Below are 13,513 nucleotides of genomic sequence, written 5' to 3' on the forward strand. Positions count from 1 at the left end.
GCGGGGCTGCACCCCGGCCCCCACCGGGGCTGTGCTCCGGATCCTCGGCGGGGGTGCGCCCCGCCGGGGCGAGGGCAGGCGGGGCGCAGCTCTGCGGGGTCTGGGGCGGAGCCCCGGTGGGGGGCCGGGGGCTTGCCCCCGGATTCGGGAAGGGGCGGGGTGGGGAACAAGCCCCCGGCAGGCCCCACCCGGGTCACCCGGGCCACCCGGGCCACCCGGGCCGGCCGGAGGGCCCGTGCCCGGGGCGGTCCCGGAACGCCGAATGGGGTGGGCCCGAGCACAACGCTCGGGCCCACCCCATTCGGCAAATGCGGCCGAAGGCCGCTACGGCAGCTGCGCTGCCCTCGCTTCGCGGCGGTTGTCGCGGAACGCGTTCACCCGGCGGGCCGTGGCGAAGAGGGGGATCACCGCGCCCATGACGACCTGCAGGGCGCAGGCCGACTGGAGGAGGAGTTCGCCGCCGGGGGCCTCGAAGGCCCAGGCGGCCAGCAGGGCCATGCTGGTGACGATCCAGCCGAGCATGGCCACGGCGAGGCGGCCGCGCGGCTTGGGGTACTCCACCCGGCTCACCATCAGCCAGGCGACGCCCACGATCGCGAGCAGCGTCGGCACGAACGGCAGGCCCAGCAGGACCACCGAGACGACGGTCAGGGCGCCGAAGGGACTCGGCATGCCCTGGAAGACGCCGTCACGCAGCGTGACACAGGAGAATCTGGCAAGCCGCAGCACCACCGCCAGCAGCACCACGATCGCGCCCACCACCGAGACCCGCTGGTAGGCGTCGTCGGACACCATCCCCCAGACGAGGACGAAGTACGCGGGGGCCAGCCCGAAGCTGATCAGGTCGGAGAGGTTGTCCAGCTCCGCGCCCATCGCCGAGCTGCGCAGCTTCCGCGCGACGAGCCCGTCGAAGAGGTCGAAGACAGAGGCGAGCAGCATCAGCATCACCGCGGAGGCGGCGCTGTGCCGGGTCATCCCGCCGTCCTCGCTGCCCGTGAGGTGCGGGATGAGGACGCCGGTGGTGGTGAAGTAGACCGCCAGGAAGCCACAGGTGGCGTTGCCCAGGGTCAGCGTGTCGGCTATCGACAGTCGTGTCGACAGCGGCATGTCGTCCGTCTCGTCGACGTCGGCCGCGTCCACCTCGGCTTCGGGGACCCAGGCGGCCTGCGTATCGGGATCAATCACGGTCAAGGCGAGTCACCCCCGCGGTGGTGGCCTGGCCGACCTCGACCGCGATGTCGACACCCTCGGGGAGGTACACGTCGACGCGCGAGCCGAAGCGGATGAGACCGATCCGCTCACCCTGTTCGACCTTGGTGCCCTGTGGCACATAAGGCACGATACGCCGGGCGACGGCACCGGCGATCTGGACCATCTCGATGTCGCCGAGTTCGGTGTCGAAGTGCCAGACGACCCGCTCGTTGTTCTCGCTCTCCTTGTTGAACGCGGGAACGAAGCCACCGGGGATGTGCTCCACGGAGGTCACCGTACCGGCCAGCGGAGCGCGGTTGACGTGGACGTTGAGCGGGCTCATGAAGATGGCGACGCGGGTGCGCCCGTCCTTCCACGGCATGATGCTCTGCACCACACCGTCGGCCGGGGAGATCACGCGGCCCTGCGTGATCTCTCTCTCGGGGTCGCGGAAGAACCACAGCATGCCCGCCGCGAGCGCGGTGGCGGGCACGGCGACCGCCGCCCAGCGTCCGGAGCGGCGGGACCGAGCGAGACTGACCGCCGCCGTGGCGACGGTCGGGAGGAGCCACGGCGACGCTCCGCGCGCGAGGCGGACGCGGCCGCGTTGTGCAGAGGATTGGCTGTGGGGCATGGATGACCTTCGTAGCGGAGGATGCCGCGACGCAAGACTGGGGACGGCGGCTTTACGGGATGGTATCGGTTGCGAGCGGTAACTGGGCAAGCGCCAGGGCCCGTCGGTGGCTTGTCAGTGACCGAAGACCTCGGCGCGGTGTGACCTTCTTCTCTCGGATACCACCCCAAAAGGGACGTTCAGTCTTGGGTTCGGTATTCCTCCAGGAGCCTCCGTCCAATAATCATTTTCTGAATCTCAGCGGTTCCTTCGCCGATGAGAAGCATCGGCGCCTCTCGATAGAGCCGCTCGATCTCGTATTCCTTGGAGAAGCCGTACCCGCCGTGGATGCGGAAGGCGTCCTCCACGACCTCTTTGCAGTACTCCGACGCCAGGTACTTCGCCATTCCCGCCTCGAGGTCGTTGCGTGCGCCCGAATCCTTCTTACGGGCCGCATTGACCATCATCGCATGCGCCGCCTCGACCTTTGTTCCCATTTCGGCCAGTTTGAACTGGATGGCCTGGTGCTGGGCGATCGGCTTACCGAAGGTGTGCCGCTGCTGTGCGTATGCAACGCCCAGCTCGAAAGCGCGCCGGGCGACACCGCAGCCGCGGGCGGCGACATTCACCCGGCCGACCTCGACTCCGTCCATCATTTGGTAAAAACCTCGGTTCGGCGTCCCGCCGAGCACCCGATCGGCCGGAATGCGCAGTCCGTCCATGATGAGCTCGGTGGTGTCGACCCCCTTGTAGCCCATCTTCTCGATCTTGCCGGGGATGGTCAGACCGGGCCGGACCTCGCCGAAGCCGGGCTCCTTCTCGACCAGGAAGGTGGTCATCGCCTTGTGCGGCGCGACCCCCTCCTGGGCCTCGCCGGTCCGGCACAGCACCGCCACCAGGGTGGAGCTGCCGCCGTTGGTCAGCCACATCTTCTGCCCGTTCAGGACGTACTCGTCGCCGTCCCGCGCGGCCTTGCTGGTGATGGCCGACACATCCGAGCCCAGCCCCGGCTCCGACATCGAGAAGGCACCCCGGATCTCGCCCAGCGCCATCTTGGGAAGGAAATACTCCTTCTGCTCCTGGGTGCCGTGCTGCTTGAGCATGTAGGCCACGATGAAGTGGGTGTTGATGATGCCCGAGACGCTCATCCAGCCGCGGGCGATCTCCTCCACGCACAGCGCGTAGGTGAGCAGCGACTCACCCAGGCCGCCGTATTCCTCCGGGATCATCAGCCCGAAGACGCCGAGTTCCTTCAGCCCCTCGACGATCGCCGTCGGATATTCATCGCGATGTTCCAGTTCGGTCGCGACCGGCAGGATCTCCTTGTCGACAAAATCCCTGACCGTGGCGAGAATCTCCCGCTGGATGTCGGTCAGCCCCTCCGTCTGTGCGAGGCGGCTCATATCACTGCCCTCCCAGCTCCGGGCGGCCCGGTTGTTCTCCGCCCCGCTCCTTGATGTAGGTGGCGGTCGGCACCATCACCTTGCGCCGGAAGACACAGACCAGGGTGCCGTCCTGCTTGTAGCCCTTGGTCTCCACATGCACGATGCCCCGGTCGGTTTTGGACTTCGACGGCGTCTTGTCCAGGACCGTGGTCTCGCCGTAGATGGTGTCGCCGTGGAAGGTGGGCGCCACATGCCGCAGTGACTCGACCTCCAGATTGGCGATGGCCTTTCCGGAGACATCGGGGACGGACATGCCCAGCAGCAGGGAGTAGATGTAGTTGCCGACCACCACGTTCTTGCCGAAATCGGTCGTCTTCTCGGCGTAGTTGCTGTCCATGTGCAGCGGGTGATGGTTCATGGTGAGCAGACAGAAGAGGTGGTCGTCGTACTCGGTGACCGTCTTCCCCGGCCAGTGCCGGTAGACGTCGCCCACCGTGAACTCCTCATAGGTACGGCCGAACTGCATGGCTCACGCCTCCGGGGGCTGGAAGGTGGACGTGCGGCTCATCCCGGCGGCGCGGCCCTTGCCCGCGACAACCAGGGCCATCTTGCGGCTGGCCTCGTCGATCATCTCGTCGCCGAGCATCGCCGAGCCCTTCATACCGCCCTCCACCGAGGTGCAGTAGTCATAGGCGTCCAGGATCAGCTCGGCGTGGTCGTAGTCCTCCTGCGACGGCGAGAAGACCTCATTGGCCGCCTCCACCTGGCCGGGGTGCAGCACCCACTTGCCGTCGTAGCCGAGGGCGGCCGCGCGCCCGGCCACCTCGCGGAAGCCGTCCACGTTCCGGATCTGCAGGTACGGGCCGTCGATCGCCTGGAGGTCATGCATCCGGGCCGCCATCAGGATCCGCATCAGGATGTAGTGGTAGGCGTCCGCCGGATAGCCGGGCGGCTGCTCGCCCACGACCAGCGACTTCATGTTGATGGACGCCATGAAGTCGGCCGGGCCGAAGACGATGGTCTCCAGACGCGGCGAGGCGCCGGCGATCTCGTCCACGTTGACCAGGCCCTTGGCGTTCTCGATCTGCGCCTCGATGCCGATCCGCCCGATCTCGAAGCCCATCGTCTTCTCGATCTGGGTGAGCAGCAGGTCCAGCGCGACGATCTGCTGGGCGTCCTGCACCTTCGGCAGCATGATGCAGTCCAGGTTCGGGCCCGCGCCCTCGACCACCGTGATGACGTCCCGGTACGTCCAGTGGGTGGTCCAGTCGTTCACCCGCACCACCCGGGTCTTACCGGTCCAGTCGCCCTCGTTCAGCGCCTTGACGATGGTGTGCCGGGCGTCCTCCTTGGCCAGCGGGGCGCAGGCGTCCTCCAGATCCAGGAAGACCTGGTCGGCCGGGAGCCCCTGGGCCTTCTCCAGGAAGCGCGGATTGGAACCGGGGACGGCGAGGCACGAGCGGCGCGGACGCAGGCGGCCGGCGGCGTCGGGGGCGGTCATACGAGAACCTCCAGAGGGGGAAGCGTGTTCGCGGCGCGGATCTCATCGACGATACGGCCGATGATCTCCGTGATACCGAAGTCCTTGGGGGTGAAAACGGCGGCGACGCCCGCCGCGCGCAGGGCGGCCGCGTCCGAGGACGGGATGATCCCGCCGACGATGACCGGGATGTCCTGGGCGCCCGCGGTGCGCATCCGCTCCAGGACGTCGGGCACCAGCTCGGCATGCGACCCGGACAGGATGGACAGCCCCACGCAGTGCACGTCCTCGGCCACGGCCGCCGAGACGATCTGCTCGGGAGTGAGCCGGATCCCCTGGTAGACCACCTCGAAACCGGCGTCCCTGGCCCGTACGGCGATCTGCTCGGCGCCGTTGCTGTGCCCGTCCAGACCGGGCTTGCCGACCAGCAGCCGCAGCCTGCCGCCGCCGAGGTCGGCCGCGGTCTTCCCGACCTTCTCGCGGACCGAGGCCAGCAGGGAGCCCGCCTCCGTGGCGACGGCCAGGGGCGCGCCGCCGACCCCGGTGGGGGCGCGGTACTCGCCGAAGACATCGCGCAGCGCCCAGGCCCACTCCCCGGTGGTCACGCCCGCGCGGGCACAGCGCAGGGTGGCCTCCATCAGGTTGTCGGTCCCCACGGCGGCCTTACGGAGGGCACCGAGGGCCTCCTGGGCGGGTCCCTCGTCGCGCTGCTCGCGCCAGGTGTGCAGGGCCGAGACCACCCGCGCCTCGTTCTCCGGGTCCACCGTCATGATCGCGGTGTCGAGGTCGGCGGTGAGCGGATTGGACTCGGTGGACTCGTAGCAGTTGACGCCGACGATCTTCTCCTCGCCCGCCTCGATCCGCGCCCGGCGCTCGGAGTGGGAGGCCACCAGCCGCGCCTTGAGATAGCCGGACTCGACGGCGGCCATCGCCCCGCCCATCTCCTGGATCCGCTCGATCTCGGCCTCGGCCTCCTCGACCAGCGTGGCGACCTTGGCCTCGATCACATGGGAGCCCTCGAAGATGTCGTCGTACTCCAGCAGATCGCTCTCATGGGCCAGGACCTGCTGGATGCGCAGCGACCACTGCTGGTCCCAGGGTCGGGGCAGGCCCAGCGCCTCGTTCCAGGCCGGGAGCTGGACGGCGCGGGCGCGGGCGTCCTTGGAGAGGGTGACGGCCAGCATCTCCAGGACGATGCGCTGGATGTTGTTCTCCGGCTGGGCCTCGGTCAGGCCGAGCGAGTTCACCTGGACGCCGTAGCGGAACCGGCGGTGCTTGGGGTTCTCGATGCCGTACCGCTCGCGGGTGATCCGGTCCCAGATGCGGCCGAAGGCGCGCATCTTGCACATCTCCTCGATGAAGCGGACGCCCGCGTTCACGAAGAAGGAGATCCGGGCCACCACGTCGCCCTTACGGTCCTCGGGAACCTGGCCGGAGGCGAACACCGCGTCCAGTACGGCGACCGCCGTGGACATCGCGAAGGCGATCTCCTGCACCGGAGTGGCCCCGGCCTCCTGCAGGTGGTAGCTGCAGATGTTGATCGGGTTCCACTTGGGGATGTGGTTGACCGTGTACGCGATCATGTCGGTGGTCAGCCGCAGGCTCGGGCCCGGCGGGAAGACATGCGTCCCCCGCGACAGGTACTCCTTGACGATGTCGTTCTGCGTCGTCCCCTGGAGCTTGGTGATATCGGCGCCGTGCTCCTCCGCGACGACCTGGTACAGCGCCAGCAGCCACATCGCCGTCGCGTTGATCGTCATGGAGGTGTTCATCCGCTCCAGGGGGATCTCCTGGAACAGCCGCCGCATGTCGCCCAGGTGCGAGACCGGGACCCCGACCCGGCCCACCTCCCCGCGGGCGAGGATGTGGTCCGGGTCGTAGCCGGTCTGGGTGGGCAGGTCGAAGGCGACCGAGAGCCCGGTCTGGCCCTTGGCCAGGTTGCGCCGGTACAGCTCGTTGGACGCCTCGGCGGTGGAGTGCCCGGCGTAGGTGCGCATCAGCCAGGGCCGGTCCTTGGGGCGGGGTGTGCCACTCATCAGGCGCCCCGGCTGTGCTTGTCGGTCCGCTCCGACGAGTCGTCACGGCTGTGCTTGTCGGTCCGCTCCGACGAGTCGTCACGGCTGTGCTTGTCGGTCCGCTCCGACGAGTCGTCACGGCTGTGCTTGTCGGTCCGCTCCGACGAGTCGTCACGGAACAGATTGATGGCGTCGATGTGCTGCTCGCGCTTCGCCTGGTCGCGCACGCCCATGCCCTCCTCGGGGGCCAGGCACAACACGCCGACCTTGCCCTGGTGGAGGTTGTGGTGGACGTCGTACGTGGCCTGGCCGGTGTCCTCCAGCCGGTACGTCTTGGACAGCGTCGGGTGGATCCTGCCCTTGGCGATCAGGCGGTTGGCCTCCCACGCCTCGCGGTAGTTGGCGAAATGGGAGCCGACGATCCGCTTCAGCGACATCCACAGGTAGCGGTTGTCGTACTCGTGGGTGTAGCCGGAGGTCGAGGCGCAGGTGACGATCGTGCCGCCCTTACGGGTGACATAGACGGACGCGCCGAAGGTCTCCCGGCCCGGGTGCTCGAAGACGATGTCCACGTCTTCGCCGCCGGTCAGCTCGCGGATCTTCTTGCCGAACCGCTTCCACTCGCGCGGGTCCTGGGTGCCGTCGTCCTTCCAGAACTTGTAGTCCTCGGCGGTGCGGTCGATGATCGCCTCGGCGCCCATCCGGCGGCAGATCTCGGCCTTCCGCGGCGAGGAGACCACACAGACCGGGTTGGCCCCGCCGACCAGCGCGAACTGCGTGGCGTACGAGCCGAGCCCGCCGCTCGCGCCCCAGATCAGGACGTTGTCGCCCTGCTTCATCCCGGCGCCGTTGCGGGAGACCAGTTGCCGGTAGGCGGTGGAGTTGACCAGGCCCGGGGCGGCCGCCTCCTCCCAGCTCAAATGGGTTGGCTTCGGCATCAGCTGGTTGGACTTGACCAGCGCGATCTCGGCGAGCCCGCCGAAGTTGGTCTCGAAGCCCCAGATGCGCTGCTCGGGGTCGAGCATGGTGTCGTTGTGGCCGTCGGCGCTCTCCAGCTCGACCGACAGGCAGTGCGCGACGACCTCGGCGCCCGGCTTCCAGGAGTGCACGCCGGGGCCGGTGCGCAGCACGACGCCCGCGAGGTCGGAGCCGATGATGTGGTACGGCAGGTCGTGCCGCTTGGCCAGGGGGGAGAGCTTGCCGTACCGCTCCAGGAAGCCGAAGGTCGGCAGCGGCTCGAAGATCGAGGTCCACACGGAGTTGTAGTTGACCGAGCTGGCCATCACGGCGACGAGCGCCTCTCCGGGACCCAGCTCGGGCACCGGCACCTCGTCCACGTGCAATGACTTGCGGGGGTCCTTCTCCCGGGTGGTGAGGCCGGAGAACATCTCGGCCTCGTCCTTGCGCACGGTCACCGCGCGATACGACTCGGGGACGCGCAGTGCCGCGAACTCCTCGGGTGCGGTGTCCGACGCCAGGATCGCGTCAAGTATCTCGTTCATCGGTGCCTCCGGCGAAGCGTCCATGAGGGGACGCCTTGAGGGAACGCTGGGCTCGTGACGGGTGATGCTGATGCGGTGCCGTCGGTTCGGCGGAGGTGGTGCTCCATACGGCGCGGGTGGCGCCGGGTGCCTGGTGACGCAGGCGTTGTCCGGGCGCGCAAAGCGGCTTGCGGGGACAGCCGACGCACGATGGTTGGCAGTGCGCCGGCCGCCCGGACACCATCACCGTATGGCACGCTGTGCCACCCCGCAAGACACTGGGTGCCAACAATTTCCCTCAGTTGTCATCTCCGGTGCACACATGAGCAACGACGGCCACCCCAAGCGGGGCGGCCGTCGCGATGCGTATTGGTGGTGCGAGTGCTGTCAGTCGTCCTTCTCCAGCGAGAGCGCGAAGATATGCGCCCGTGCGGTGCCCGAGGGGGCGCCCAGGGTGATCGCCGACAGCTCCTTGGCCGGGTCCAGCTCCACCACCTGGTGGAAGATGGCTGCCTTGGTGCCCAACGGGCCGGTGCGGGTGTGGATCTGACTCGTCCGCACCGCCTCCGTCTCCCCGTACGCCGGACCCGACATCCAGCCCGTCAGCCGGATGGTCAACTTGCCCGTGGAGCCGTCGGCGTACGCGGCCTCGGCGGGGACGGACACATTGCCGGTGTCGCCCGCGCCCAGCACATGCAGCCTGGTGTAGCCACCCGCCGTGACCGCGACCTTCTGACCCGCGGCGATGACATTGTTGTTGGAGCCCTCGCTGCCGTTGGTGAACGCGAAGGTGATCCCGTCGTCCTCGGTCTGCCCGGTCTGCGGCAGTTGCGCCATCGGATAGGTGCGGCCCGTACCGTCGAAGTCGCCGTCTCCGTAGTACATCTCGGTGGTGATGGCGTCGTTGTCGAAGTGCCCGGTCAGATCGACCTGGGTGACCGCGCCCGCCTGCGGCAGCTCCGGCAGGCCCCAGGGGTCGGCCGGGGTGGTGACCTTCACCGGGGCGATCCGGAAGTCCGGCCGGGTGCCCGCCGGGTAGATCACCGCCTCGTCCTCCCGGCCCAGCTCCAGCTCGACCTCGCCGTTCCCCAGGTCACGCCACTTCGGCGCGGGGCCGCCGACCCCGGAGACCGCGACCCGGCCGCCGATCGAGTGGCGGACCCGGCAGGGCTCCCCGGCCAGGCTGCGCACCCGCACCCAGCGCGTCCTCCCGCCCGTACGCACCCCGCTGACCAGGAACGCGCCCTGGGTACGGAAGTCGTGCAGCGTGACGTCCCGCCACTCGCCCGGCACCCCGGGGAAGAACCGGATGGTCCCGCCCCAGCTCTGGCAGAGCATGTCGTGGATCGCCTGCGCGCCCGACAGCGGGGTCTCGATCACCGGACCCGCCTCGTAGTAGTGGGTATTGGGCTGGATGAACCGCGCCACCAGCTCCCGCAGATACTTCAGCGCGTCATCGCCGCGCCCCATCTGCGTCGAGATCGAGGCCGCGCCCGAGAAGCTGTAGCCGCGCAGCGCGCCCTCGAAGCTGATCCAGTGCTCCAGTGAGCGGGCGATCAGGTCCCGGTGCTCCTTCTGGTCCCAGTTGACCAGGTAGAGCGGGTAGACCGAGAGCATATGGGAGTAGTGGCGGTGGGACTTGGCGAAGGGGACGCCGGTGCCGACCATGAAGCCGTTCTCGTCCACCGGATAGTCGACCAGCTTCTCCAGCACCTCGCGCCACTTGGGCACCAGCGGATCGTCCTTGTCCAGCAACTCGACCGTGGTCAGCAGGGTCTGACAGGACCAGCGCAGCAGCGCCAGGTCGTAGTTGCAGTCCGGGGCCGCGCCGTACTCGGGCGAGAAGGTCTTCGGCAGGTGCAGCCTGCCGTCCGACTGCTCGGTGAGGAAGTGCAGATAGTAGTTGGTGGAGCGGCGCAGCAGCGGATAGAGCACATCCTCCAGCAGACCCCGGTCCATGGTGTGGCGGTAGGACAGCCAGACGTTGTGCAGCGCCCAGGGCAGATCGCCGACCTCGGGGGAGTCCCCGACGCCCGGCACCGGCACCGTGCCGTTGTCCTCGCACTGCGCGTCCGTGGAGCGGCGCAGCCCGGCCGAGTCGGCGCGGTACTCGGGCTTGAGGCCGCCGATGAGCACATCGGTGTTCTCGGCGAGGGTGCGCGGAATCGCGTCAAGCTCCAGGTGGTTGGAGCCGTGCACCGGCCAGTACTCCAGCTGGACGTTGAGGTTCCACCACACCCCGGGCCACGGGGTCGGCTCCACCCACGGGCCGGTGGTGGCCATGACCGGGGCGTGCTCACGGGCGGCGCAGGCGAGCTTGTAGAGCTGGATCCAGTAGAAGCTCTGGAGCATCCCGTCGGGCACCGAGATGAAGCTCTTGCGGTAGAAGCGGTGCCACCACTCGTAGTGGGTGCGCCGCAGGCTGGATACCGGCAGCGCGGACGCCTTGCGCACGGTGGTCCGCGCCCGGCCCTCCGCGTCCGTACCCGGAAAGGAGTGCGCCACGGCCAGGTAGTACGTGCGCTCCCGGCCGCTGCCGCGCTGCTTGTACGCGCTCACCGTCTGCCCGCCGGCCACCAGCGACTGGACGGTGACGCCGAGCCCGTCCTCGGTGCGGCTGACCGGGGCCGGGTTGGGCTCGAAGCCCTTCGGCGGATCCTCGCGGACGATGCGCGGGCTGACCGCCGGTGAGGGCCTGAACTCCCAGCGGAACCCCTCCTCGCCCGCGCTCGCCTCGACGGTGGCCAGCAGCATGGTGCGGTCGTTGTGCACCAGCGCGCGGAGCTTCAGCTTCCCCTTGTCCGTGGTGACCGTGCCGCGCAGCTCGGCGTTCCACAGGTCCAGCCGCAGATCGACGCCGGTGATGGCGCCGACCGGGCGCAACAGCAGATTGCCGACCGGGAGCCGTGCCACCCCCCAGTCGCTGCCGCCCTCGGTGGGCCGGTGGTCCTGCACCTCGCTGTGGTGGATCGTGAACCGCAGCGCGTTCTCCCCGGGCTCCTGGTAGATCATCGAGCCGAGCAGGCCATTGCCGAGGAAGGGCCCCTCGTACCACGTTCTCGGCAAGCGCTTCCAGAGCAGATCCTGGCCGCTGAGGAAGCTCTCCCACTCCTGGTCGGTGCGCATGCCGCCGAGGGCCACCGACTGCTGTGGCTGGGCCGCCGCCTCCTGCTCGGGGAGGACCGTGCCGACGGCCGTGCTCGCGGCCGCACCCGCCGCCACCCGGCCCAGGAACCCGCGTCTGCTGACTGGCATCCCGATCTTCTCCCGTCCCCGAAGCGATCAGATTGCTCCGATGATTTGGCTAGACGGGAGCGTAGAAACGGGCTGATGATGCGTCAAGGCACCCGATTGCTCTGATGTATCGAGCGCCGTGTCGAGGATGCGGTGAACGAGGAGGAACGATGCATACGGCACGATCAAAGGTCACCAGAGCCGTGGCCGCCCTCGCCTGCGCGGCCGCCGTGCTGGTGCCGCTCCGGGCGGCGGCATCGGACGGTCGTGCGCAGGACTGGCGGCTGACCGGAAAGGGGCAGGTCAGCGGGGAGCTGAGGCTGAACAACGAGGGCGCGCTGACGCTGACCGCACGCCATGGCGCCACCACCGTGCTGCGGCCTTCGGGCCTGGGAATCCGTACCGCCGAGACCGATTTCAGCAAGGGCTTGCGGTTCGCGGGGCGCAGCGACCGCAAGGTCCACGAGAGCTACACGACCACCACCGGCCGCCGCACCCACCACACCTCCGACGCCTCCGAGTCCACCTTCACCTTCCGCAAGGACGGGCGGACGCTGAAGGTGGTCGTCCGGGTCTCCGCCGACGGGCTGGCCTACCGCTATGTGCTGCCGGACAAGGGGACGGTCACGGTGCTCGGCGAGAGCACCGAGTACGCCGTCCCGCCGTCCGCCGACTCCTTCCTCCTGCCGTACGACAACGGCCGCCAGGACTACGAGTCCGCCCATGACCACGGCACGGTCGCCGACGCCGAGGCGGGCGACTACGGCTATCCGTCGCTCTTCCACATCGGCTCAAGCTGGATGCTGATCGAGGAGGCGGACCTCAACAGCTCCTACGGCGGCTCCCGGCTCACCCTCGACTCCGCCACCGACCGCTTCAAGCTCACCCTCCCCGACCCCGCCGAGGTCAGCGGCCCCGGGCTGACCACGCCCTGGCGGACCATGGTCATCGGTGACCTCGCCACCGTCACCGAGAGCGATCTGCCGACCGATCTGGCCGCTCCCTCCGAGGTCGCCGACACCTCATGGATCAAACCGGGCCGGGCGGCCTGGTCCTGGTGGTCGGACGGGCAGAGCCCGACCAGCCTGGACGCCCAGAAGAAGTTCGTGGACTTCGCGGCGCGCGAGGGCTGGGAGTACATCCTGGTGGACTCCGGCTGGAGCGACTCCTGGATGCCCGAGCTGACCGCGTACGCCAAGGAGAAGGGCGTCGGCGTCTGGCTGTGGGCCCGCTGGCAGACCATCGACGCGCAGAGCGAGCGGGACCGGCTGTTCCCGCTGTGGAAGTCCTGGGGGATCGCCGGGCTGAAGATCGACTTCCTGGAGTCGGACGGCCAGGACCGGATGCGCTGGTACGACGCGGTCTTCAAGGACAGCGCCCGGCACAAGCTGATGCTGAACTTCCACGGCGCCACGATCCCGCGCGGCCAGGAGCGGACCTGGCCGCAACTGATGAGCACCGAGGCGGTCAAGGGCGCCGAGGGCACCCGCCCCAAGCCGGGCCGCCAGCCCTTCCCGGCGGCGCACTACACGACCCTGCCCTTCACCCGGAACCTCATCGGGCCCATGGACTTCACGCCGGTGACCCTCACGGGGGTGCGGCCCACGAGCGACGCGGCCGAACTCGCGCTGTCGGTCGTCTACGAGTCCGGGGTGCAGCACTTCGCCGACAGCGTGGAGTCGTACGAGAGCAGGCCGCTGGAGCTGAAGTTCCTGAACCAGGTGCCCACGGTGTGGGACGAGACAAAGCTGGTCGACGGCGACCCCGGCGACCGCGCCGTCCTGGCCCGCCGCTCGGGCGACACCTGGTACCTGGGCGCGATCACCTCGGGAGAGGCCCGCACGCTGGACGAGCCGCTGAGCTTCCTCGGCAGGGGCGGCTGGCGGATCGAGGTCTGGAAGGACGGCCCCGACGGCAAGGTCGTCACCGAGACCCAGGAGGTCACGGCGGCCTCCCGGTTCAAGGTGGCCATCCCGAAGAACGGCGGCTTCGCGGCGAAGCTGACGAAGACCGGCTGAGCCGCCCGCGTCTGTGCCGCCCCGCAGCGGGGCGCCACAGACGCGGCCGGGGCGGGGCCCACCTGTGGGGGGCGGACCCCGCCCCTCGGGCTTGCC

Annotated in this window: 9 protein-coding genes; 1 reads left to right on the forward strand and 8 read right to left on the reverse strand. The window is 69.1% G+C overall.

Translation table 11 applies throughout. The features are described 5' to 3' along the window. Positions 1 to 324: 324 nt before the first annotated feature. From pssA to NP777_RS32155, 8 genes are all read right to left on the reverse strand, one after another. Positions 325 to 1,191, reverse strand: coding sequence for a CDP-diacylglycerol--serine O-phosphatidyltransferase (gene pssA, locus NP777_RS32120; protein WP_037958797.1), 867 nt, complete (start codon positions 1,189 to 1,191; stop codon positions 325 to 327). Continuing rightward, on the reverse strand, positions 1,178 to 1,825 hold the full coding sequence (locus NP777_RS32125; protein ID WP_256653680.1) for a phosphatidylserine decarboxylase: 648 nt from the start codon (positions 1,823 to 1,825) through the stop codon (positions 1,178 to 1,180). The genes pssA and NP777_RS32125 overlap by 14 nt, the downstream gene beginning before the upstream one ends. A gap of 179 nt (positions 1,826 to 2,004) precedes the next feature. Then, complete coding sequence (locus tag NP777_RS32130) at positions 2,005 to 3,207, reverse strand: acyl-CoA dehydrogenase family protein (protein ID WP_256653681.1); 1,203 nt, start codon at positions 3,205 to 3,207, stop codon at positions 2,005 to 2,007. 1 nt (position 3,208) lies between these two features. Then, positions 3,209 to 3,715: a MaoC family dehydratase gene (locus NP777_RS32135; protein ID WP_046089195.1), complete on the reverse strand. Its 507-nt coding sequence runs from the start codon at positions 3,713 to 3,715 to the stop codon at positions 3,209 to 3,211. Between the two features lie 3 nt (positions 3,716 to 3,718). Further along, the gene (locus tag NP777_RS32140) at positions 3,719 to 4,690 is read right to left on the reverse strand and encodes an HpcH/HpaI aldolase/citrate lyase family protein (RefSeq protein ID WP_256653682.1); all 972 of its coding nucleotides are present in this window, start codon (positions 4,688 to 4,690) and stop codon (positions 3,719 to 3,721) included. Beyond that, on the reverse strand, positions 4,687 to 6,705 hold the full coding sequence (locus NP777_RS32145; protein ID WP_256653683.1) for a protein meaA: 2,019 nt from the start codon (positions 6,703 to 6,705) through the stop codon (positions 4,687 to 4,689). The genes NP777_RS32140 and NP777_RS32145 overlap by 4 nt, the downstream gene beginning before the upstream one ends. After that, positions 6,705 to 8,186, reverse strand: coding sequence for a crotonyl-CoA carboxylase/reductase (ccrA, locus tag NP777_RS32150; protein WP_256653684.1), 1,482 nt, complete (start codon positions 8,184 to 8,186; stop codon positions 6,705 to 6,707). The genes NP777_RS32145 and ccrA overlap by 1 nt, the downstream gene beginning before the upstream one ends. Before the next feature lie 366 nt (positions 8,187 to 8,552). Beyond that, complete coding sequence (locus NP777_RS32155; RefSeq protein ID WP_256653685.1) at positions 8,553 to 11,420, reverse strand: glycosyl hydrolase family 95 catalytic domain-containing protein; 2,868 nt, start codon at positions 11,418 to 11,420, stop codon at positions 8,553 to 8,555. A 149-nt stretch (positions 11,421 to 11,569) separates the two neighbouring features. Between NP777_RS32155 and NP777_RS32160 the strand changes: the two genes are divergently transcribed. Then, complete coding sequence (locus NP777_RS32160; protein ID WP_256653686.1) at positions 11,570 to 13,417, forward strand: glycoside hydrolase family 97 protein; 1,848 nt, start codon at positions 11,570 to 11,572, stop codon at positions 13,415 to 13,417. Positions 13,418 to 13,513: the final 96 nt, after the last annotated feature.

The sequence above is a fragment of the Streptomyces rugosispiralis genome, assembly GCF_024505145.1.
GTDB lineage: Bacteria > Actinomycetota > Actinomycetes > Streptomycetales > Streptomycetaceae > Streptomyces > Streptomyces rugosispiralis.